Origin of the sequence: Paenibacillus qinlingensis (genome assembly GCF_031455095.1) — a bacterium.
In the GTDB taxonomy this organism is placed as follows: Bacteria; Bacillota; Bacilli; order Paenibacillales; family NBRC-103111; genus Paenibacillus_E; species Paenibacillus_E qinlingensis_A.
Map to the genome: position 1 here is coordinate 1 of NZ_JAVDSB010000012.1, position 23,194 is coordinate 23,194.

The 23,194-nt window shown below is 45.6% G+C and carries 23 protein-coding genes and 1 riboswitch; of the genes, 9 read left to right on the forward strand and 14 right to left on the reverse strand.

Features of this window, described 5'->3' with window-relative positions:
* Positions 1-50 precede the first annotated feature (50 nt).
* Positions 51-713: an alpha/beta hydrolase gene (locus J2736_RS24215; protein ID WP_310501164.1), complete on the reverse strand. Its 663-nt coding sequence runs from the start codon at positions 711-713 to the stop codon at positions 51-53.
* 99 nt (positions 714-812) lie between these two features.
* On the opposite strand from J2736_RS24215, the gene J2736_RS24220 reads away from it, so the two are divergent.
* Both J2736_RS24220 and J2736_RS24225 read left to right on the forward strand, forming a co-directional pair.
* Entirely contained in the window at positions 813-1,133 is a 321-nt protein-coding gene (locus J2736_RS24220; RefSeq protein ID WP_310501165.1) for a YbjQ family protein, read from the forward strand.
* On the forward strand, positions 1,130-1,375 hold the full coding sequence (locus tag J2736_RS24225) for an HD family phosphohydrolase (RefSeq protein ID WP_310501166.1): 246 nt from the start codon (positions 1,130-1,132) through the stop codon (positions 1,373-1,375). Before J2736_RS24220 ends, J2736_RS24225 begins: the two co-directional genes overlap by 4 nt.
* 74 nt (positions 1,376-1,449) lie before the next feature.
* On the opposite strand, the gene J2736_RS24230 is transcribed toward J2736_RS24225, so the two are convergent.
* Positions 1,450-3,042, reverse strand: coding sequence for a bifunctional metallophosphatase/5'-nucleotidase (locus tag J2736_RS24230; protein WP_310501167.1), 1,593 nt, complete (start codon positions 3,040-3,042; stop codon positions 1,450-1,452).
* 147 nt (positions 3,043-3,189) lie between these two features.
* Here J2736_RS24230 and J2736_RS24235 point away from each other — a divergent pair, with 147 nt between their 5' ends.
* Positions 3,190-4,173: a phosphate/phosphite/phosphonate ABC transporter substrate-binding protein gene (locus tag J2736_RS24235; RefSeq protein WP_310501168.1), complete on the forward strand. Its 984-nt coding sequence runs from the start codon at positions 3,190-3,192 to the stop codon at positions 4,171-4,173.
* A gap of 229 nt (positions 4,174-4,402) precedes the next feature.
* Entirely contained in the window at positions 4,403-4,633 is a 231-nt protein-coding gene (locus tag J2736_RS24240; RefSeq protein WP_310501169.1) for a hypothetical protein, read from the forward strand.
* A 124-nt stretch (positions 4,634-4,757) separates the two neighbouring features.
* Here J2736_RS24240 and phnE read toward each other — a convergent pair whose 3' ends face one another.
* From phnE to J2736_RS24260, 3 genes are all read right to left on the reverse strand, one after another.
* Complete coding sequence (gene phnE, locus J2736_RS34330) at positions 4,758-6,332, reverse strand: phosphonate ABC transporter, permease protein PhnE (protein ID WP_397341485.1); 1,575 nt, start codon at positions 6,330-6,332, stop codon at positions 4,758-4,760.
* Positions 6,329-7,102 (reverse strand): phosphonate ABC transporter ATP-binding protein, encoded by a 774-nt coding sequence (gene phnC, locus J2736_RS24255; RefSeq protein ID WP_310501170.1) that lies wholly within the window; start codon positions 7,100-7,102, stop codon positions 6,329-6,331. Before phnC ends, phnE begins: the two co-directional genes overlap by 4 nt.
* A gap of 255 nt (positions 7,103-7,357) precedes the next feature.
* Entirely contained in the window at positions 7,358-8,389 is a 1,032-nt protein-coding gene (locus J2736_RS24260) for a HoxN/HupN/NixA family nickel/cobalt transporter (RefSeq protein ID WP_310501171.1), read from the reverse strand.
* A gap of 183 nt (positions 8,390-8,572) precedes the next feature.
* On the opposite strand from J2736_RS24260, the gene J2736_RS24265 reads away from it, so the two are divergent.
* From J2736_RS24265 to J2736_RS24275, 3 genes are all read left to right on the forward strand, one after another.
* Positions 8,573-9,394, forward strand: a complete 822-nt coding sequence (locus J2736_RS24265; protein WP_310501172.1) for a sensor histidine kinase — start codon at positions 8,573-8,575, stop codon at positions 9,392-9,394.
* Positions 9,394-10,065 (forward strand): response regulator transcription factor, encoded by a 672-nt coding sequence (locus J2736_RS24270; RefSeq protein ID WP_310501173.1) that lies wholly within the window; start codon positions 9,394-9,396, stop codon positions 10,063-10,065. Before J2736_RS24265 ends, J2736_RS24270 begins: the two co-directional genes overlap by 1 nt.
* A 98-nt stretch (positions 10,066-10,163) precedes the next feature.
* The gene (locus J2736_RS24275) at positions 10,164-10,793 is read left to right on the forward strand and encodes a YcnI family copper-binding membrane protein (RefSeq protein WP_310501174.1); all 630 of its coding nucleotides are present in this window, start codon (positions 10,164-10,166) and stop codon (positions 10,791-10,793) included.
* Positions 10,794-10,877: 84 nt separating this feature from the next.
* On the opposite strand, the gene J2736_RS24280 is transcribed toward J2736_RS24275, so the two are convergent.
* Positions 10,878-11,357, reverse strand: coding sequence for a dihydrofolate reductase (locus J2736_RS24280; RefSeq protein ID WP_310501175.1), 480 nt, complete (start codon positions 11,355-11,357; stop codon positions 10,878-10,880).
* A gap of 33 nt (positions 11,358-11,390) precedes the next feature.
* A complete protein-coding gene (thyA, locus tag J2736_RS24285; RefSeq protein WP_310501176.1) occupies positions 11,391-12,185 on the reverse strand; it encodes a thymidylate synthase in 795 nt (264 codons plus the stop codon).
* A 148-nt stretch (positions 12,186-12,333) separates the two neighbouring features.
* Here thyA and J2736_RS24290 point away from each other — a divergent pair, with 148 nt between their 5' ends.
* Positions 12,334-12,891: a DJ-1/PfpI family protein gene (locus tag J2736_RS24290; RefSeq protein WP_310501177.1), complete on the forward strand. Its 558-nt coding sequence runs from the start codon at positions 12,334-12,336 to the stop codon at positions 12,889-12,891.
* Between the two features lie 77 nt (positions 12,892-12,968).
* On the opposite strand, the gene J2736_RS24295 is transcribed toward J2736_RS24290, so the two are convergent.
* Complete coding sequence (locus J2736_RS24295) at positions 12,969-13,754, reverse strand: NPCBM/NEW2 domain-containing protein (RefSeq protein WP_310501178.1); 786 nt, start codon at positions 13,752-13,754, stop codon at positions 12,969-12,971.
* Positions 13,755-13,773: 19 nt separating this feature from the next.
* The gene (locus J2736_RS24300; protein WP_310501179.1) at positions 13,774-14,514 is read right to left on the reverse strand and encodes a stalk domain-containing protein; all 741 of its coding nucleotides are present in this window, start codon (positions 14,512-14,514) and stop codon (positions 13,774-13,776) included.
* A gap of 175 nt (positions 14,515-14,689) precedes the next feature.
* Positions 14,690-14,733: riboswitch (PreQ1 riboswitch) on the forward strand.
* A gap of 11 nt (positions 14,734-14,744) precedes the next feature.
* Here J2736_RS24300 and queF point away from each other — a divergent pair.
* A complete protein-coding gene (gene queF / locus J2736_RS24305; protein ID WP_310501180.1) occupies positions 14,745-15,242 on the forward strand; it encodes a preQ(1) synthase in 498 nt (165 codons plus the stop codon).
* 60 nt (positions 15,243-15,302) lie between these two features.
* On the opposite strand, the gene J2736_RS24310 is transcribed toward queF, so the two are convergent.
* The 5 genes from J2736_RS24310 to sdaAB all read right to left on the reverse strand — a co-directional run bounded on the left by J2736_RS24310 (position 15,303) and on the right by sdaAB (position 23,189).
* Positions 15,303-18,695 (reverse strand): cadherin-like beta sandwich domain-containing protein, encoded by a 3,393-nt coding sequence (locus J2736_RS24310; protein ID WP_310501181.1) that lies wholly within the window; start codon positions 18,693-18,695, stop codon positions 15,303-15,305.
* 322 nt (positions 18,696-19,017) lie between these two features.
* A complete protein-coding gene (locus tag J2736_RS24315) occupies positions 19,018-19,257 on the reverse strand; it encodes a hypothetical protein (protein WP_310501182.1) in 240 nt (79 codons plus the stop codon).
* 47 nt (positions 19,258-19,304) lie between these two features.
* The gene (locus J2736_RS24320) at positions 19,305-21,368 is read right to left on the reverse strand and encodes a molybdopterin-dependent oxidoreductase (RefSeq protein WP_310501183.1); all 2,064 of its coding nucleotides are present in this window, start codon (positions 21,366-21,368) and stop codon (positions 19,305-19,307) included.
* Between the two features lie 259 nt (positions 21,369-21,627).
* Entirely contained in the window at positions 21,628-22,512 is an 885-nt protein-coding gene (gene sdaAA, locus J2736_RS24325; RefSeq protein ID WP_310501184.1) for an L-serine ammonia-lyase, iron-sulfur-dependent, subunit alpha, read from the reverse strand.
* The gene (gene sdaAB, locus J2736_RS24330) at positions 22,509-23,189 is read right to left on the reverse strand and encodes an L-serine ammonia-lyase, iron-sulfur-dependent subunit beta (protein WP_310501185.1); all 681 of its coding nucleotides are present in this window, start codon (positions 23,187-23,189) and stop codon (positions 22,509-22,511) included. Before sdaAB ends, sdaAA begins: the two co-directional genes overlap by 4 nt.
* Positions 23,190-23,194: the final 5 nt, after the last annotated feature.

The window sequence follows — 23,194 nt, forward strand, 5'->3', positions numbered from 1 at the left end:
TTCAACCGGATCGTAATCGGAAAGATCAACAATGTGTGGAAGATACTCGCTTATGAGTTGAATGAATAATAAGGTATTTTTCCAACATCCGCTTCATCCGCTGTGTGCCACAGGAATGTTGGCGGTGTATCCGACGTTACTTGTAGTTCATTACTTAAAAGCTGGACTAAATCTTCGCTAGCATTTTCACCTATCAAATTGATTCGTGAACCTTGATGCGCGTTCACACCAAGTGAAATAACCGGATAACACAGAACCATGAGATTGGGACGGGAGCTTTGATGCTCAATTGGATCTTCAGAAGCCTGATCTCCCCCATCGTAGTGCGTGCCCGCTGTCGCTGCCAAATGTCCGCCTGCCGAAAAACCAAGAATACCAATGCGTTTCGCATCCACACCCCATGCCTCCGCATGGTGTCTGACGATTCGAATAGCCCGCTGGGCGTCATTTAGAGGAATAGGATGTTTATACGGAGCTACACGATAGTTCAACACGTAAGCGGATATGCCAAGTCCATTCAGCCATTTTGCAATTGGCTCACCTTCATGAGGGGCGCGTCTGCCGTAGCCTCCACCTGGACATACAATAACTGCTGCGCGAAGGCCATCCCCCTCTACTGGATATAAGGTTAAGCTTGGACAGCCTTGATTCTCCTCACCTTGACTATCTTGTACAGCTCCTGGCCACAATTCAATCGTTGTCCCTGCGTTCAATTTTGAAACCCCCTCATTGGATTTACGTACTTAGTTAATAATAGCCAATCCTAATCAAGTAGAAAAGCATCTATTTCAACATTGAAGGAGCGATTTGATATGATGGTAGTTACGACAGAAAATATTGCCGGATATGAGATTACCGAAGTTCTAGGCAGTACATTTGGTGTTGTCGTGCGAGCCCGAGGCATTGGTGGGGATATTATGGCCTCTTTGAAAGGATTAATTGGCGGAGAAGTCACACAGTATACGCAAATGGTGGAAGACGGCCGCCGGCAAGCTATGGACCGACTGGTCAAGAATGCCGCAGCCATGGGTGGAGATGCGATTGTCATGATGCGGTTCGACAGTGGGGATATTGGTCAAAATATGAGCGAAATCGTCGCGTATGGCACAGCCGTCCGGACGCGAAGGCTATGAGCGGGAACTCCTCTATTTTGCTTATATACGGCTTGTGGATCGTAGGCTTTCTTATATTACTTCTTCTCGGTTATCTTGTTTACGACAAACGTTACAAAACGAACGGTGCCGCGACACCTCAATCGCCACCAAATGGCTTTGTTTTTACAACTGAAGTCTTCATTGATCCCCAAGATGGTTTCACTTATCGGGTCTATTACAACCCTCGAACGGGTGATCGAGCTTATATTCGTGAGAAATAATCGCTGCACAACATAAAAAGCCTTACAAAAGCTGAGAATCGGCTTTGTAAGGCTTTTCTTTATAGAAGGACGATCTACGTCCAAATGACTTGCCAATTGTGGTTAACACTAGCCTCGATGGTACCTCGCTCCATAATATACCCTGCGAGCAGTTCAGCTACATCCGTTGGGATATCCTTGACAACCGGCTTATTCTGGAACATCGCATAATTCCCTCCGCCAGCAGCACGGTAATTGTTCATGACCACTTCGAAAGAAGCCTCAAGATCTATGGGTTCCCCTTTAAAATCCAGCTGTACCACTCGGTTCCCAACAGGGCGGGCGATGTTCAGCGTGTAGGAAATTCCCTCCCACATATCATAGTTGTAATGGGCAGGCTTCGGTTCCATGAACGCTTTACTTACTTGAAGAACGCCATCCGCTAATTCAAAATACTCCGCAGACTGTTCCAAGGCATCCTTGATATCTTGACCTGAGATTCGAATGACCTTCAGCGTGTTCGGGTAAATATAGTTGGACACAATGTCCCGCATGGTAATATCCGAAGGAAACCCAGGAGAAATATTATCAAACAAAGCCGTGTTCGAAATCTGAGCACCCGACAGCTCCATTTGGACTTTGTTAATGAACTCGATCAGTGCATTATCAGCTGTACGAATCTGCATGGGATCTTTCACGAGCATGTCTCCTGTAAGCTTTCCGATGGGTTGATCCAGCCATAGCTGTGTCTTCGCCTCGTAAGAGCTGATCTGCGCGAGCAGCTCCGTGTCCGCTTCCACGTTGTCAACAGGTAGAAGCTCGGATTGCTTGGAAGCAATACGCCACTTCCCTTCCACCTGATCTAGCTCGATATCCACCTTCCCAAGTGTAACGCCAGCTGTACCAGGTTGAACAATGGTAACCCCATTAATGTGAACCCCAGCAATGCTGCGATGCTGATGACCGGTGAGAAGAACATCGATTCCCTCTACTTCCATACATAGCTGATACCCTTGATTTTCACCTGTTAACGGCTCAGTAGGTTCTCCGGTCACAATATCTCTTTCAAATCCGCCATGGTAGGAAACCACAACAACATCGACATGTTCTTGTTCCCGCAGGAATTGCACCCATGTACGAGCCGTAGCAATAGGATCTTCAAACCGTAAGCCGACAATATGCTTCGGATCTTCCCAGTTCGGGATATAAGGTGTCGTGATTCCAAGAATTCCAACACGTACGCCATCCGGAAATTGTTTAATCAGATACGGCTTACCGAAGAATGGCTCACCTGTCTCCTCACTCAAAATATTCGCGCATAACCATGGAAAATTAGATTCGCGAACTGCTTTTTGCAGAACATTCATGCCATAATTAAACTCATGATTCCCGAGTACTGCCGCATCATATTTCAAATAATTCAAACCTAGCACCATAGGATTCATTGGTTCATTATCTAATCGCGCGTGGTGGTAGGCGAGTGGTGTACCTTGAATGAGGTCGCCGTTATCCAAGACAATCACATTATTTTTGTGAGCACGTTCTTGTGCAATTAAGGCTGCAATTTTTGATAATCCGACATTATTGTGCTTATTATTTGCGTAATGAATGGGAAACATATTCCCATGGAGATCGCTTGTTTCCAAAATTGTAATATGACTTCTTCGTCCTTGCTCCGTCTGCGTCAAGCGTTTCACTCCATTCTTTATATTGTAAAGTTTTACATATCATTTGTCAGTTTAACAAATACTTCACACTATCTTCCATATCTCTTATGATAATGTTATAGTACATCATAGATAAAAAGTAAATATTTAAACGGAGGTCAAAAAGACATGAAAAAATTAACATTACTCAGCTTGTCCATGGTTGTAGCTGCAGGTGCACTTGTAGGCTGCGCGAAAAAAGACGAAACTCCAGCTGCTTCATCAACAGCTAAAGCAACGGCAGCAGCAACAACTGCGGCAACTGCTACTCCAGCTGCGGCAGGATTCGTTCCAAAAGAACTTAAAGTTCAATTCGTACCTTCCCAAAATGCAGAGACACTTGAGGCAAAAGCTAAGCCGCTTGAAAAATTGCTTGGAGATAAATTAGGTATCCCAGTTAAGGTTTCCGTTTCCACAGATTACAACGTTGTTATCGAAGCTATGTCTTCCAAACAAGTTGATGTTGGTTTCTTGCCACCAAGTAACTATGTTGTTGCTCATGATAACCGTAAAGCAGCTGATCTTCTTGTACAAGCTCAACGTTTTGGCGTTGATGATACAACTGGTCAACCAACGAAAGATCTTGTAGATTTCTACAAATCCATGATTGTTGTCAAAGCTGATTCCCCAATTAAATCCGTAGCTGATTTGAAAGGTAAGAAGATGGGTTGGCAAGGTGTTACTTCCGCAGCTGGTTACGTATACCCAGGTCTTGTGTTGAAACAAGCTGGCGTTGATCCTGTGAAGGATGTAACAGGCGTTCAATTCCAAGGACATGACAAAGCGGTTATCGCACTTCTTAACGGTCAAGTTGATGCAGTAGGCGTGTTCCAAGACATCCGTGCCAACATGATTAAAGATTACCCAGATATTTTCAAACAAACGAAAGTTCTTGCTTTCTCCGATAAAATTCCAAACGATACAATCGCTGTTCGTTCCGATATGGATGCAGCTTGGAAGAAGAAAATTCAAGATGCTTTCATCGCGATTGGTAACGATCCAGAAGGTAAAAAAGTGATTATCGATGTATACACACACCAAGGTTACGTAGCTACAACTGATGATAAATTCAACATCGTTCGTGAAGCTAACAAAGCAATGGGCTTGAAATAAGCCTAGCTTACACACTACACTATCAAACCACCGCAGCATGAGCCTTGCTTCCATGACGCGGTGGTTTTTTCCTTCTAATTTTACATTCTATACCAGAGTTTCCTTGCATATTATGAATGTGGCACGCCCGTCCAAGCTCATCGTTTACTTTTAACATTCAAACGTTTACTAAGTCGGTCGTGTCATAACTCATTGTGGGGTGAAAAACGGGATGTACGAAATGCTGATCATGCGTAAATCAGAAGTCATAATTCGGTGCGGCACCGATGAAGTACACGGAATCATTTCGCAGTATTACCCAGAATTTCAGCTGTTAAAAATAAACAACATTATGGTCCCCATTACGTTAATTGACCAAATCGAGCTTTTAGGGCCCGACGAACCGCTCTCACCTGTTGCTCATCGTCTTCGTGAACCTCGTACTCTTCACTTGGTTGCACAAGGTGGAAATAGTAAGTAGGTTAAGCACTTGATCTTGATCTTGATCTTGATCTTGATCTTGATCTTGCATGAATGATAAAAGGCAGTTCTTGAAGGTTAAGACCTTCAAGAACTGCCTTTTATTTGTGATACGAACGCGTATTCTAAACGATTCGTTTTCTTAATGATCCAGAGATATAGTCAATGATCGAAACGGTAACGATAATCCCGATCAAGATAATACCTACACGCGGCCACTGCCGAGCATTCAGTGCGAAGATGAGCGGTGTCCCGATCCCTCCAGCTCCAATGACCCCAAGCAAGGTGGCAGAACGAACATTGATTTCAAAACGGTATAGTGTATATGAAATGAAATCCGGTATGACCTGTGGAATGACGGCGAACGACATCCGCTGCCAGAAATTCGCACCAACAGCTGTCATAGCCTCTGTAGGCCCCATATCCATGTTCTCAATGGCCTCGGCATACAGTTTGCCAAGCATCCCTACAGAATGCAATCCGAGGGCCATTACGCCCGCGTAAGCGTTCGGTCCAACGGCTTTAATAAAGATTAAAGCCATAATGATTTCCGGAATCGTACGAACGACGCTAAGGAATAGCTTACCAGTACCAGAAACAGCGCGGTATTTGCTCATGTTCGCCGCAGCCCAGAAAGCAAATGGAAGACAAACGATCGCGGATACGAAGTTACCTAAATAGGAAATCGATAAGGTTTCAAGCAAGGAACGAAGTAAATCTTCGCCTTCTGGAATATAGACATAAGCCCAGTCCGGATGGAATAATCCACTGATCATCGCTTTGGTAAGAATCCAAGTTGTTGGTTGGAAACCTGTAAGTTCCAAACCTGTTAGAGCCCAAATAAGAAGACCGATCACAGCCACTATACCAATAATTTTATAGGTGTTAGCTTGTGTCTCAGACATCGGCTTGGCGCTTCCTTTTAGCAAATACGTACGGAAACGTGTACTCACCAAATCAATGATGACGACGATTAGCAACGTATAAATAACAATGGCACAAGACTGATCATAACGGAACAGATCGAGTGTGTTTTTGAGCAATAAGCCGATACCACCTGCGCCAACTAGACCGAGGATGGCAGATGCACGAATACTCACTTCAAATGTGTAAAGGAAATGCGCCAAGTATGTAGGAGCAACTTGCGGCAGAACCCCGAAGCGGATCAGCTTCAACTTATTAGCGCCAACCGCCGTCATCGCTTCAAGCGGGCCTGGATCGATGGCTTCCGTCGATTCATAAGAAAGCTTTGAAATAATACCAAAGGTAAAGAAAATTAGAGCTAGCGTACCTGCTGTTGGACCAAAGCCTACTAATACGGCAAATAAGGCAGCATAGAGCAAATCAGGAATGGTACGAACGAAATTCATAATAAATCGAGCTGGATAGGACAACCATGGCGATGATGTCACGTTGCGAGCAGCGAGCAGCGCCATTGGAAATGCGAATAACGCTCCTACAATCGTACCCAAGATGGACATTTGAATCGTTTGAGCCATCGGCTTCCAAATGTCTGCAAAGAATAGCCAATCTGGCGGAAACATTTCTGCAATAAACTTCAGAATCTCCGGCGTCCCCGTAGCTAATCTTGTCAACGTTGCATCCGTTTGATATATACTACCAATCAAGAACAGCACCATGATCGCGATGATCATGTAGAACTTCGTGCGTGGAGGCTTTTTGACGGTTGCTACACTCATCCCTCCTGCACCCCCAACAGTTCATCCTTCTTGATGGCGCGACCATAAATCTCGGAGAACACATCATCCGTCGCATCAGCAACAGGTCCATCATAGACGACCTTACCTGCACGAAGTCCAATAATGCGTGTTGCGTACTCACGAGCCAAATCGATAAAGTGAAGGTTGACAACAGTTGTGATGCCAAGGTCCTTGTTAATGCGTTTCAGGTCATCCATAACCTGTCGAGTCGTTAGCGGATCTAGTGAAGCAACAGGCTCATCCGCGAGGATGATTTTCGCTTCCTGCGCAAGTGCTCTTGCGATGGAAACACGTTGCTGTTGACCGCCGGACAATTCATCTGCGCGTGAATAAGCTTTTTCTCTAATGTTCACACGCTCCAATGCTTTAAGCGAAAGCTCAAGGTCCGCTTTGGGGAACAAACCAAACATCGTGCGAAGTGTGGAATGGTAGCCAACTCGACCGGAAAGAACATTACGAATAACCGTGGATCTTTTGACTAAATTAAAAGTTTGGAAAATCATTCCAATATCTCTACGCATCCGACGCAGCCCCGCGCCGTTCGCTTTGGTAATGGATTTTCCATCGATTAAGATCTCACCGCTCGTCGTCTCATGCAGACGATTAATCGAACGAAGCAGTGTCGACTTGCCAGCCCCTGATAAACCTACAATAACTACGAACTCCCCTGGGTGTATGGTCAGGTTAATGTCATTCAAACCAACAGTACCATTTGGATAAACCTTTGAAAGATTCTTAAACTCGATCATATTCGTCCTACTTTCTTTTACTCAATTTCGAAGTACTAGACAGACTACTTTCAACGAACAGTGGGAAAATCCTTTTTTCTATCATTACCTTTAGAAAATATTCATATTCCATTGTTCACCATGCACAATAAAGGACTACACAGTCCAGTTTGGACGAGTGCCCCCTCCAGAATTATAGCCGAATTTGCAAGTGAAGCCTATACCTGATAAATTGACAAAAAAAGGGCCTATGCGCGCTCGCAGTGGCCCTTTCTTCTATTGATTGTACTTCGTGCCCCAGCGCTCCTCGATTTTCATGCCTCTCCAAACAGCTATCGAAACGATCCAGGCGATGACGAACATCCCAACCAGAATAAAGCCTAATGTACCAAAATCAATCGCTTGCAGCCACGTCCAGAATGTACCTTCCATACTGAACTCTTCGGAAAGCACCTGTCCAAGTTCAATCACACCAATGATTAATGCGGCAACCACCGCGAGTGCTGTTACCGTCAAATTGTAGTAAATCTTGCGAACTGGGGTGTGGAACGCCCATTTGTACGCTTTTGTCATGAACATGCCATCTGCCGTATCGAATAAGCTCATCCCAGCGGCGAACAAGAGAGGCAACGAGATGACGCCGATAAACGGGATGGCATCCTTCGCCGCGTGCGCGGATATGGCCAACAATGCAATTTCACTGGCGGTATCAAAGCCTAATCCGAAGAGAAAGCCTAACGGGTATACGTGCCAGCTTTTGGTGATGAATGAGAAAAGTGGCTTAATGAGGCGGGCAATAAACCCACGTGACTCTAATAGCTCCTCAAACTCATTGTTGTTGTACTCACCGCCGCGAAACTTCAGAAACATTTTGTACAAGCTAATCAAAATTAATAAATTAATGACACCGATAATGACGAGGAAAAGTCCTGAAACAGAGGCACCGATCACACCGCCGAAACGCTGCATCCAAGGGAGCTCACGTGCCGCCCATTGCACCGAGAATGCAGTCACTATCGCCATGACGAACACAACGGAGGAGTGACCCAATGAAAAGTAAAAGCCAACGCCTAACGGATTTTTCTTCTGTTGGACAAGCTTCCGCACCGTATTGTCAATAGCCGCAATATGATCAACGTCGAACGCATGACGCATCCCCAGTGTGTAAGCTAATAGTCCAATCCCCCAGAATGCAGGAGAAGATTGAGCAACGGTGTATAATCCTACCAGGCCGAGTACGTGAAGCAGGATAATAACAATGACATATCCAGCCCAGTTCTTTCTCTCCTGCAGCAAAGATCTCCACATAGTCTTGCAAACACACCCTTCCCATTCGTGTTACGATTAACTAATAATGTAGCACACGCGTGCGTGGATTGAGAAGTACCGATCCGATTATTTGTGAAGAATTCTAAATTAGATCTGATATAATAGAAACCGTTCCAACCTTATTGCCCATCCTGTTATATCGAAAAGGAGCTGATTTCCTCCATGTCTATGCGTAAATACAAGCTGTTCACGATTTTATTACCCGTAATGATAATTGGTGGTTTTGAATATATCCGTCATGAATATTTACTCCGCTATTTAACAATGGAAGCTGGCAATTTCACAATCACGGTCATTACTTTGTTCTTATCCTATCTCTTCGCTTCTTGGATGTTTAGCAGCATGGAACGGAGTAATGAACAAATCCTACATAGCGAAGCCCGTAGAGCAGTCTTCGAAGAGCGTGAGCGATTGGCAAGAGAGCTGCATGATGATTTGGCGCAGACGCTTTTCTTCCTGAATGTCAAACTGCGTCAGGGCGACATCGAAGAAGCAAAAGCCGCTGTATCCGAGATCGACAATTCGCTGCGGCAGGCCATTTTCAATTTGCGAACACCGCCAGAAGAAGGTACTTCTTTTGGGCAACGCATCCAAACTTTCCTAGCCAACTGGAAGTTGGTCAGCGGCATTCACCTCCAAGTGACCGTGCAGATCGAAGAAGACAGCTTCACGCCAAGTGAGGAAGTTCAACTTTTTGGCATCCTGCAGGAAGCTTTCACCAACATTCGCAAACACTCGATGGCAACAGACGCTACGTTTCATTTGGAAGCTACACCCGATCGTTGGCGGCTACATGTGACGGACAATGGCTGTGGTATGCAGCTCGACTCGGATACGGATACAGGTAATAAGAAGAATACGACCTACGGCATCGACCTTATGCAAAAACGAGCTTCCGAGCTCGGTGCTGCTTTGGAGCTTCGGAGTGAGAAAGGCTGCGGTACAGAAGTGATCGTACTTGCCGATAGAAAGGTGAATAGCTGATGCCAGAAACGATGCCATTTCGTGTTCTTATTGTTGATGATCATCCCCTAGCACGCAAAGCGATACAAAGCATGCTGGCACCTTGCTCTGATTTCTTCATTGTCGGAGAAGCTAGCTCCGGAGAAGATGCCATTCGTCTTTGTGGAGAGCTTGCTCCTGACGTTGTCTTAATGGATATTCATATGTCGCCAATGGACGGCTTACAAGCCACACGGTACATCAAACAAGCCTACAGCGGGATACGCATCGTTATGCTCACGGTTTCGGATGATGTCGCCGATCTTTTCACGGCATTGCAATTCGGGGCGCAAGGGTATTTGCTCAAAAACATGGACCCCGATGAGTGGCTGAACTATCTCCGTGCACTTCTCGACGATAATTCCGAGGTGGCTCGAGGCATGGCGGACAAGCTATTTGGCCGTTTCCGCTCACCGGCAGGTGCGCACACGGAAGGTCCAAGCCCTCATATGCTCACTTCGCGTGAACAAGAAATTACTGCTTATGTCGCTCAAGGGGATAACAATCGCGTGATTGCCGAAAAACTGCTAATCTCCGAGCATACGGTGAAAAATCACATGAAAAATATTCTCGTGAAGCTCTCCCTAGAGAATCGCGTGCAGCTCACAGCTTTCGCCATTAAACATGGGTTGACACGAAAAGGACAAAACTAGTCGAAAAAATAGCCCACTCGAGTCATACTCTTATGCTTGTCTATCAGGTAAGATGGACAACATGGTAAGAGTTGAAATTGAAAGGGGAATATTATTCCATGTTTAAAAAGTTCATGTTAACCGCAAGCTCGATGATGATCGCCTCCATGCTCCTCGTAGGGATCGCAAGTGCTCACGTCACCGTATATCCGAAAGAAGCTACGCAAGGCAGCTATGAAGTTTTCACCGTACGAGTGCCTTCCGAGAAGGATAGTGCAACCGTTAAAGTAGAGGTGAAATTCCCGCTTGATTCAGTCGCTGTTTCTCGTTTTGAACCTAAAGCTGGATGGAAGTATGACATTGCAAAAGATGCTGCTGGCAAAATTACTGGCGTTACTTGGACAGCTACGGGTGATGGGCTAGGCGCAACTGAATTCGGAGATTTCAGCATGCAAGGTAAAGTCGCTGATGCCGCTACTCAAATCATCTGGAAAGCTTACCAAACTTACAAAGATGGTTCTGTTGTGGAATGGGTTGGCGCCAATGGATCAGACAAGCCTGCTTCGGTCACAACCGTTAAAGCGAAAGCTGCTGCTGGCGCAACGACAGATAGCCACGGGAATGTAACGGCTGGCACAGCTGCTGCTGGGGATAGTTCCGAATCGAACACGTCGCTGTACCTTTCCATTGCTGGTTTAGTGCTGGGTGCTGCTGCGTTGATTGTCGCGTTAGTAAGAAAACGGACATAAGAACCCTTTTAATCCTGTAGAAAATGGAAAAAGACTTCCATCAGATCTCGTTGATCTGATGGAAGTCTTTTTGGGTTGCTTATCTTATCTCTCGTAAATCCGGAAATAGTACTCATACGGATTCTTCTCGTTACGCTCACCTTGCTCAGACGATACTAGTGTCCAAGTGGTCAAGTCGAGGTCGGACATAAAGGTATCCGCCTCAAACTCATCCTCGATGTACGTGATGTACATCCGATTCACATGCGAGGCAAACAGTTTGAATATCTCTGCTCCACCGATGACGAATAGCTCCTGATCAGGGAACGCGTCGATTGCTTCGTCTACGGAGTGAATAACTTCGCAGCCCTCGGCTTGATACGCAGTATTCTGCGTGAGAATGACGTTGCGTCTTCCGGGAAGCGGCTTGCCGATGGACTCGTACGTTTTGCGTCCCATCAGGATGGGATGCCCCATCGTCACGTTTTTGAAAAATTTTAAATCACCTGGCAGATGCCAAGGTAGTTTATTATTGACGCCAATGGCTCGGTTACGGTCCATGGCAAATATAAATGAGATACTCATAGGGCGAACACTCCTTTCGTTACAACAACTTCCTTATATCGCAATCGGCGCCTTGATGCCCGGCAGCGGTGTGTAGTTCAGAAATTCAAAATCATCGAATTGATAGTCAAAAATGGAAGCTGGCTTCCTTTTGATATGAAGTGTTGGCAGCTCTTGTGGCTCTCTCGCTAGCTGTTTATTCACTTGTTCAACATGATTCTGATAAATGTGCACATCGCCACCGTTCCAGATCAGATCCCCTACTTCAAGATCGCACTGCTGAGCAATCATATGGGTTAACAGAGCATACGACGCCAAATTGAAGGGCAGACCCAAGAACGTGTCCACCGACCTCATTTGGAACATACACGATAAACGACCGTTGGCTACATAAAATTGAAACGCATAGTGGCACGGCGGCAAGGCCATGTTATCCACTTCTGCAGGGTTCCAAGCGCTAACCAAGTGTCTGCGTGAATCTGGATTCGTCTTGATTTGGTGAATCAGCTTCTCGATTTGATCGATAACTTGCCCATTTGGCGCCAGCCATGTACGCCATTGTGCACCGTATACGCGGCCAAGATTTCCCTCTTCGTCCGCCCATTCATCCCAGATCGAAACACCATTATCGCGCAAATATTGAACATTCGTGCTGCCGCTTACGAACCACAGAAGTTCATGAACAATGGATTTGATATGCAGCTTCTTCGTTGTTAAAAGAGGGAAACCTTCGCTCAAATTGATTCGCATCCCACGTCCAAAAACAGAAATCGTTCCTGTTCCCGTGCGATCTCCCTTTTCGACACCTTGATCTAAGACATCCTTAAGCAATTCTAAATAAGCTTTCATAATTCAATCATTCCCCACATTTTCGACATATCTTCTATTATAACATCATCCAATTCGACAATTCATCTCAAATTCCACCCGTATACAAGAAAACCAGGTTTGTTCATAATTAAATATGGATTACCAACTATTACCAAGGAGTGATGTTATGTCCAAAAAGATCTTATTTCTAACTGGTGATGCTGTAGAAGTATTGGAAGTATACTATCCTTATTACCGTGTACTGGAAGAGGGCTATGAAGCCGTTATCGCCTCCCCCACGAAGAAAGTACTCCGTACCGTCGTTCACGATTTTGTTGAAGATTGGGAAACATATACCGAAAAACCTGGACATCTTCTCCCTTCCCACGTCGCCTTCGCCGATGTTGATCCCAGCCAGTTCGATGGGCTGATCATTCCGGGCGGCAGAGCTCCAGAATACATTCGCTCGAGTGAAGATGTGCCACGCATCCTTCGTCATTTCCTTGAAGCGGATAAGCCTGTAGGTGCCATCTGTCATGGTGCGCAAGTATTCGCCGCTTTGAAAGACAGAACCCTCTTCGAGGGTCGCACGTTGACAGCGTATAACGCATGTCGCTTGGATGTAGAAGCGCTAGGTGCGACCTATACTACAGATACGCTTCATGTCGATGGGAAACTCGTCAGCGGTCATGCGTGGCCGGATTTACCAGGTTTTATGCGGGAGTTTTTAAAATTATTGGCTTAATCCATTTACATAAAGTGAGAGCAAAAACGAGACTAACTAGTGATAGATAGTCTCGTTTTGTTTTCTAATATTGAAATTTATTTAGAAACAAGTGCATTTCCGAAGTCAATCATAGCCCAGCTGCCCTTCCCTTTTTCCATTGTAAACACGAGCTTAAGTTTCTCGACTTGTGCAATCGGAACTGTGATATCTTGCGCCTCTTGCCCGTCTTTTACTTGAAAAGTAGCTAGCAGCTTATTATCACCAAATATTTGAAGGATGCCAACTTCTCCATCTTGATACTTACTAATGCGCTTATGCATACCGACAAAACCCGTTAATTTCTTATACTCGCCATGCAGGAGGAACTCAACGGATGCCTCCGTTGGCGCTGCTCCGTTCTGCGAATGTACACCACTGCTAATTCCATGAACAGCTGTCCTTGTGCCAACACGAATCGTTTCCCCGACGAAAGATTCGTTCAGGTTGATTTTCGGTCCATTGGGATCGCTCGATTTCTGAGTAAAATCAAAGTCCGCTAGGATATCAGGACTATTCTGGGTGGCATCTTTATAAGGTAACGAAGGATCAACTGTTGCCGCAGCTTTTGTCTTGAGCTCCACGGTTTGCTGTTGTTCGAGCCAACCGACATCCAGCCCCACAGCCTCTGCGACAGCACGAACTGGCAAATAGGTGGAACCATTAACAATTAATGGACTCAGTACTTGACCGTCTGCACTCTTCGGTGTCCAAGGTGCAGCATTCAAAGAAAATCGAATATCACTGTTCAAATACCCCTTTATTTCTTCCAAATTTGACTGTGCCGCAACGACCGTACTCACACCTACTAATAGGAGACTTGCACAAATAAGTATTTTTTTCATCTTTATGTTCCTCCTACTATTATCTATAAAGTTTGGCATCGAGAAGATTAATTGTTTGTGGTGAATGTGCACCGTTGCTAAAAGACACAAAAAGCTTATCGACATTTGTAACATCAATAAACACCGTTCGCGGTTTATCTCCCGGTTTAATCCTATACTGGTTTTGAGTCCCCCACATACTTGATATACCAACTGTACTATAGTTGCTATCCGCTACAGAGCTGTCGTCTATACCGACAATTGCTTCTAATTTTCGGAATTGCCCGCCTAAATCAATCTCCATATTTTTCAACCAATTTTCCCGATCAGGTGCATAAGTGGTGAAGGGACTTAGAGATAATTGCAGGCCTGATGAGTAAGTTTTGCTGAACATCGTAACAGGTGTTTGAACAATTTTCATCGCAGTCGAGAGATCTGAATCAATGTAAGGAATTATTTTCCGATTAGACAGCAATTCAAATTCTCCTGTCGTTTCTTTCTTTGAAAGTACGATTGTCTTAGCGGATTCATTCCAATCTACTTTCAAGCCTGTAGCCTCAGCAACAGAACGAAGCGGCAAATAAGTACTGCCCTCATACGTGAGTGCATCCTGTTTGATTCCATCTGCATCGAAAGGCGTCCATGCTTCCCCTTTCAGCATAAACTTTATCCCCTTGTTCACATAGACAGAAACTTCTTGAATGTTTGATGTAGCATAAACGGCTGTAGAGCAACTAAAAATAAGCAAACTAGCAAGAGCTAACGTAGTCGATTTTCTCATAAGTCCTCCTGATTTCGTCAAAATATATGACCATTCTACAAGATCTGCAAGAGAACTGGCATGAAATTCAGCAATCTTTGTCAAATCTTTAGCAAAGTCCTCTTAAACCGCTCTGTAATAATTGCCACCTCACAGCAAGGTGCTTTTTCCTGCGGATTATGTTACATTTTTTTAGAAAGAAGAGGTTCGTGAACTCCCTCTCTAAAAAACTATGAAATGAGGATTTACCCATGGCAGGCAGAAGTAATGAAGATTTGAAAGACATTACGTTGTTAGGCAATCAAGGAACGAAATATATTTTCAATTATGACCCTACACTCTTAGAAGCTTTTGATAATAAACACCCGGATCGGGCTTATTTCGTCAAATTTAACTTCCCTGAGTTCACTAGTCTTTGTCCTGTAACGGGACAACCGGATTTCGCTACCCTTTACATTTCGTATATTCCTACGATTAAAATGGTCGAGAGCAAATCCTTGAAGCTCTATCTATTCAGCTTCCGTAACCACGGTGATTTCCACGAGGATTGTGTCAATATTATTATGAATGATCTCATCGACTTGATGAACCCGCGATACATTGAAGTATGGGGCAAGTTCACACCGCGCGGCGGCATCTCCATTGATCCTTACTGTAACTGGGGGCAACCAGGTACGAAGTATGAGGCCATGGCTGATCATCGCTTGATGAATCATGATCTGTATCCAGAGAAGATTGATAACCGTTAATAAAAAGAAAAGCTTCGTCATTCCCAGCTACTAGCTGAGAGTGATCGAAGCTTTTTTAATTTATTTATCCTTGTCTTTGTCCTTGCCCCGGATTACTTGTAAGTGATAAATCTTCACTGACGAATCTTCTGCGGTAACGACTATAGTAATCTCATTTGCACCTGGATGCAATTTGATTGTTTTAGAAGGAGAGCCGCTTGCAACTGTTTCTCCGTCTACGGTCACTGTAGCCGTACTGTCTGATGTGATAGGTGTGAATTGGATTTTTGAATTGCTAGTTGATACATTGGCAGTTTGGGTCGTTAGCATTGGATCAAATACAAACGTTCCCGCGCTAATAGCTAGGTTACTCAGATTCGCATTATCAGAGAGTAAACGTGTAACTACTAGATGATAAGTTCTCGTCGACATATCTTCTGCAGTAACTACAATGACAATGACATTCTCGCCAACATTTAAATGGATAGCATTGGAAGGTGATCCGCTAACGAGGGGAGCACCGTTTACAGTTAATATCGCCTCGCCGCTCCCTGTAGTAGGTGTAAGGATAAGCTCTGATGTTGTTTTCGGTACAGAAGACACATATTCCGTCACTGCTGCATTAAATGCAGGGCTCAAGGTACCTACGCTAATACCTAAACCACTTAATGTGTTGTCTGTAGAAGGCCAAACTTCCGATGCCGTAACGCCAGCAGCCTTATCGTAATTTGTACCTATATTGTTTAATCGATTTTTAATTAGCAGAATGTTGTCGCCAGCTTGTAATTGAATTCCATTTGTATTACCAGTAACCACATTTCCTTCAATTTGTACATTCTGAGGGTCACCCGCTCCGATAAAATTAGCGTTCTGGTCTCCTCTATCATGTTCCAGTAAGATCCCCCAGTAATTGGATGCCGTATTATTTCGAACGATGTTATTTACAATACGGGTTCCTGGTCCATTCAAAATATTGATTCCTACCGCATTCTCAACGGAAGTCGTATTTTCAATAATGTTGTTCTCAATTAACGTATCGGATGTGCCCATTGTAATAACAATGCCTTCTCGCGAATTACGGATTACATTGTCATGAATATGGTTTTTAGGACCGGATTTACTATGGTTAGATGGCGCTGTACCCCCTGTATTGCCTAGTCCTACACCACCGCCTGTCAAAATATTCTCAATGGTATTACCATACACTTCATTCAAGTATTCTAACTCACCGTGGAGATCGATCGCGTCTAATTTGGTATTGATATAATGGTTGTTTCGCAGAACGTTATTGTGTGCCACATTCTGAATAAGGGAACCGTGACGTAAATAAGGACCTTCAAATGTGGAATCTTCCACAACATTCCAATACGTATCATTATCAAAACCAAGTCTGTCTACCTTCGGCATCCCTTGAATGGAGGTTCCGTAGCCTGCTCCGCCACCTCCAAGATCTGTTGCGTTACGGAAGGTACTACGGCGTACGATCACATCGTGACTGTTCTCAATACGGATTGCCATTCGTCTAAAACGTTCCACGGTTACATGATCTATCGTCACGTTATAGGAGGGAATCTCACCATAATTAGCTACAGCAATGCTGCTGTCAGGACCACCTGCATCGGGATTGTTCGTCGCATGCTCTAATGAAAAGTTACGATTCCAAGTCGAAGTGATCGTCAAGTCAGACACAACAATATCGTGTTGGCTCGATGATTTCACAACGGAACTATTTTTTATATCATCAATGCTTGACTTTAATATGGTACCCGCTTCACTTTCACCGCGTACATTTACACCAGACTTCAGCTTCAAATTCACAAAGCCATCAGGCGAAGTGATAAGGTTATACACGCCATTCGGCAAATAAACTTCATCCCCTGGTGAAGCCGCATTAATGGCATTTTGAATCGCAACACGGTCATCATTTGTATTATCAGCAAGATCCACACCATAACTGGTTACATTAATCGTTGCACCTATAACAGGATTAGGCGTATGCAGGACATGCGCAGTACCATCTGGATGGGTCAATCCAGCTTTAGTGAATGGAACCGTACCCGCAGGAGGTGTTGGTGTAATATTTGGAACAATAGCAACAGGTGTATCACCCGTTACATATGGCGCGTAGATCATAACATCGGTTAAGCTTGTAAACGTGCTTCCATCAGAATTTCCATGCCCAACAATCCTTACGAAACGGGCATTCGTATCGGGGATATCAAAAGCTTGCATATTCGCTGTGGTTGCGCGACTGCTTCCACTAAATACATTTGTCCATGCTATTGCATCATTTGAGGTTTCAATATCTATCCGAGTAGAGCGGAGATCTCCCTTATAAAAAGCAATTCCTACATAGCCAATCCGCTTGGTTTCGCCTAGATCAAACATCACATATTGACCATCGCCCGAGGCTGACCAACGACTAAATAAATTATTGTCTAAGGTGTTGCTCTCTACGTTTCCGTCGCTGCTGCTCGCGTTAACTTCAACGATTGGAATCGACGAGACCGGCGCTGATAGTGTCGTTGTTTGGTAATTCAACGGGCGCGTGGAAATATTATCAGCAATGTCTACTGCATAAACCGAATAGGTGACATTAACATTTGGAGACAAGCCTTGTGCTGTGTAAGTCGTGCTACCTGAAACAGTTGCTGCAAGTGCATTATTTTGATAGATCTGATAACTAGCTACCGAGCTATCATCGGTTGCCGCTGGCCAAGTCAATTGAACAAAATCAGTACCCAGATTAATCGACTTTAACGCAGCATCTGTTGGCCACTCCGGCGGGGTGCTATCACCTTGTACGATGCGTTTCACAAGAAGCTGTGTTTCTGAATTAGAAACGGAAGTATTGTCTTTCGAGTAGAAGTTAACGGATTTTCCCGTTAGCAGCGAATCAGCAACTACAAACGTCACAACGCCATCCGCTAAATGACGTCTCACATAATCGGATACATCAATATCGTGATAGATTGGTTTGGCACCATTTAATGTTGTAATTGTAAATTGACCTACTCGCTCCATTTGCGATAGATCTTTTTGAGGAACGGTCGCATTGTTCCAAGTAAACGTGCTTTCCTGCCATGAATTATCGGTTAAGCCGTATACTTGCAAATCTGCCGTAGTCAGATTGCTTCCTAGTTTCGCAGAAACTTGTAACGTATAGGTATAACTCGGATCAGAAGCTGTTGTGACATCAAATTTCATATACATTTGTTTCTTTTGCGAGCTTGTAGAAGAGATACTGAATAGCCCATCCGTGGATCCATTCTTTTTATCGTAGTTCGTGTCTGCGAAGGTTGGTGTAGCAGTATCTCCACTCTTCCACTGAATTGCTGCGTCAGCTGACGGAGGAAGTGCTTTAACGATGACTTCAACATCCTCTGCCATCCCTGCTGCCGGAAGGAGCAAAGACAATATCATAGAAACCATAAGCATGAATGCAAACTTTTTTTGGGCATTTTGAAATTTCATTGCGCAAAACTCCTTATCGTTATATTTCGACAATTGTAAGCGTATACAAAAATGATCATACTCGCTTTCGCCGCAAAATAATTGTCATTTATTTAGGTCAGGGAGTGGATAATTTAGGATTTTGCATCAAAAAACCTTTATCAAGGGGCATTCCACGATACGTCATTGAACCGCCACTTTAGCGAGCGCCCACCGGCTGCGCAACTGCCCTTGCGCACATTTCTTGTGCGCTAGCTAACCCCCGCCGGCGGCGCAACTGCCCTTGCACACAAAAAAACCGATCCAAAAAGATCGGTTTTTTTGTGCAAGTCATGTCCACACCCTAATACAATGGCTGAGGTGTATACACCGGCTGCTGCGGGCATTGCGGGTACGGCAAAATATCTCTTACCTGATTGAACGTATAATGCTTCGTAGCGAATTGCGTATGGTATAAATACTCAATGACGTAGATCGAGCCGCCTTGTACACTGCACAGAATACCAGATACTCCGGTACCATCCATCAAGGAAATACCAACAGGCCTGCCGATTAAGGCGTATGCTTTTTGCTGAATGGGCATAAATCATCATCTCCTGATGTAGCCTATGCCCCCAAGCGCCCAAAGGTTCAAGCTCCGCTTAACTTTTCCACGCCTACCCTTCCAGAGAAAAAGGTAGCCCCACCGCCCATATCGGCCACGCGATCTGGTGTCAGGACGTTTACGCGCGTTTTGCTGCCTGGTGTATCAGCCCAAAGCCCTTGACTGACAACTACCCCGCGCTGCACATCGCGACCAGCCATAACGACCAGCTCACACTCGCCGCGCTCGTTCCACACACGTGCGAAGTCGCCGCTGGCCAAGCCCAAAGCCGATACATCGTCTTCATGCATATGCAGCTTCGGTACTTTCTCCATGCGAACATGCTTCTCATTATGCGCAAAGGTTGAATTCAAGAAGTTATGATTCGGCGCCGGAATGAACATAAATGGCAAATCACTCGTCTCAGCAAGCGGTACATACGTTGGAAGCGCTGGAAAACCTTTACTCGCCATGTCGGCCGAGTATAGTTCGATTTTGCCGCTAGGCGTTCGCAGTTTCCCGGGAAATAAACGAACAGTCGCCGCCTTCATGAATCCGGAATCCAATAAAGAATCAAACGAAATGTCTGCTAAAGCTGGATTTTCAGGGTGATTCAAGGCTTGACGAACCATGTCCTCATCGCTGTCCCGCAGCGCTTCATCCTCGTAGCCCATCTTCGCTGCAAGCAGTCGGAACACATCTACATTCGCTTTGCTCTCACCATAAGGCGTAATCACTGGCAGCTGAAGATGCACATAGTGATGCCAATAGGAGCGATAGAAGTCTGTATTTTCAAAAGAGGACGTCGCTGGCAGCACAATATCCGCATACTTGGCTGTCTCGGTTAAAAACAAATCATGCACGACGGTGAATAAACCCTCCCGCTCCAGCCCTTCTTTCACCTTATTCGCATGCGGGGCCACCAACGCTGGGTTGGAATTATACACGTACAACGCGTGGATAGGCGGGTCTAGTTCGAGCAAGGCGCTGCCTAACAAGTTCATATTGATGAGACGCGCATCCTTCGCACGCAAATCCGGCCGTTGCAAGGCCGGCAAATTATGCTCCAAATAAGCGCCATTTCCTTTGATCGCACCGCCGCCTTGATGCAGCCATTGTCCTGTTAACGCGGGTAAGCAAGCGATCGTCCGCACGCACATGCCGCCATTATCGTGGTGCTGAATTCCGTTACCTATACGAATGAAAGCGGGCGAAGTCTCCCCATATAACCGAGCAAGGCGATAAATGTCCTCCACTGGCACACCTGTTATCGCAGATACGCTAGCAGGATCATAGGACTTTACGTGCTCCCTAAGCTCCTCATAGCCTAGCGTAAATTGCTCTAGGAAATCTTCATCCGTCATCCCCTCAGCAAACAGAATGTTCATCATGCCAAGGGCGAGAGCCGCATCCGTTCCTGGCAAAATGGGAATGAACCAGTCCGCCCAGCGGCCTGTTTGGTTCTTATGCGCATCAATGACGATGATTTGCGCGCCATTCTTGCGAGCTTTCTCAGCCAGCATCACCTGATGCATATTCGTGCTAACGGCATTGATGCCCCACATGATGATCAGCTTCGCATGCACCGTATCCTCGGGATCGGTCCCATAGCTGCCGCCCATCGTGTACTTGTAGCCTTCCGTGCCGGCTGATTCGCAAATCGAATACATGAGACGGCTCGCTCCCATTCGATGGAAGAAGCGACGATCCATGCCTTCCGTTCCTATGCGTCCCATATTGCCATAGAAACTATAAGGCAAGATGGCTTCTGGGCCTTCCGAGGCAATCAGTTTCTTCCAACGACTCGCAATCGTGTCCAATGCCTCATCCCAAGAAATCCGCTCGAACGAGGCCTCTTCCCCTTTGGGGCCGACGCGTTTCATGGGATATTGCAGCCTTTTATCATCGTAAATACGTGCTGTCATGTTGCGAACCTTGTTACAAATCGCTCCCTGTGTCACGGGGTGGTCAGGGTCCCCTTCTATTTTCACAATCTTCCCATCTTGTTTATGAAGCAGCAGTCCGCACTGATCTGGACAATCCAGAGGGCAAACGGCTGGAAAAATACCTTGTTGTTCTTCAGTCATTGTCGTAGTCATCGTTGCACGCATGTTCTTCTTTCTAGCTCCTTTCCACACACCTCATTTCTTTACTATATACCGAAAAGGAATGGAAGTGAAACTGCGCACTTTTAGTACAAATGTCCAGCTGACCAGTCTCCCTCTAACAGAAACGGTAGATGGGGATATCCCCGTTAGCATTGATGGTCGACAAAGCGTTACACGTAAAAAGCAGCCTAATGCCTCTTAGTAAATAATCCCCGCCCCTCATGGTACGGAATGCCATGAGGGGCGGGGATTTGTTCGCCTGCTATTGTTTTCTGTTTAGATTGAGTTCCTTCATAATCTTCCGTCCCGTTGGTGTCTGGGCTAAACCGCCTTTGGCCGTTTCCCGATGCTTCTCCGGCATGGCTGTGCCTACCTCATACATCACTTGAACGACTTCATCGGAAGGGATCACCGAACGGACTCCGGCGAGTGCCATATCGGCTGCCGCCATCGCGTTAACTGCACCAAAGCCGTTGCGAACGATGCAAGGGATTTCTACCAATCCACCAACGGGATCACAAATCAGTCCGAGCGTATTCTTCAGCGCAAGACCAACCGCATGCATCGCTTGCTCAGGCGTACCGCCGCGGAGCTCCACGAGTGCGCCAGCTGCCATCCCAATGGCTGAACCGACTTCCGCTTGGCAGCCTCCTTCGGCGCCAGAAACGAAAGAATTGTTGGCAATCACATACCCAATCGCACCTGCACAGAGCAACCCTCTGACCAAATGATCATCTTCCCAGCCAAAACGTTGCTGTGAACTGATGAATACACCTGGAATAATGCCGCATGAGCCAGCTGTTGGTGTAGCAATGATACGGCCCATCGATGCGTTGACTTCCGAGACCGCAAGGGCATACGCCATCGCTTTGCAAGCCTCTTCGCCCAGTGATGCTTCTGTTGTCGTGAGGTAGGCAGCCACACGCTGCGCATCCTTGCCTGTTAACCCGCTTCGCGAGGTCGTATCCTCGGTAAGACCCTTGGTTACGGCCTCTTTCATAATTTGATAATAGGCACGCATTTTATCAAATACATATTCGGGCGGCTTGCCTGATTCGTGACTTTGATCAGCCAGCATCACTTCTGCTATCGTCATGCCTTCCGCCGCACATAGATCGGCTAGTTGCTTTAATGTCCGGAATCTCATTCGTCGCCTCTTTCTGCCAGATCTACTTTTCTAACTTCAGTGATCATGTTTAGACGCAGAATTTGTTCTATTAAAGTAGCTGAAATAGACGCATCCGTCTCAATGACCGTCATCGCTTCGCGATTACGCCCTTTTCGGTCCAAATCCATAAATCCAATATTGATCTGGTTGCCCCCTAGCAGCGTTGTAATATCTGCAATCATTCCTGGCCGATCATGATGCGAAATAACCAATGTAGGGTAATTCGCTGTGAATTTCACATCAAATTGATCAACATTCATAATCTCAACATTACCGCCGCCGATAGACGCCCCTCTCATGCTGACTTTTCGCAATTCTGAGGTAAGTACAATCCCTACCGTGTTCGGATGATCGGCTTTATCTTTACTAATATGAAAAGCTATGGCTACGCCTAAAGCTTCTGCCACTTCGGCCGCTTGAGGTATACGTGGATCATCCGTTTCCCAATCCATAATCCCGCCGATCAACGCGAGATCCGTGCCATGTCCTCGATACGTATCTGCGAAGGATCCGTATAACGTGATCTCTGCCTGGAGCGGCTGTTCGCCTAGCAATTGCCTGGCAACGCGTCCCAAACGAATCGCACCCGCGGTATGCGAGGAAGAGGGACCGATCATCGAGGGGCCGATGATGGAAAAAACATCTTTAAAACGCATCACAC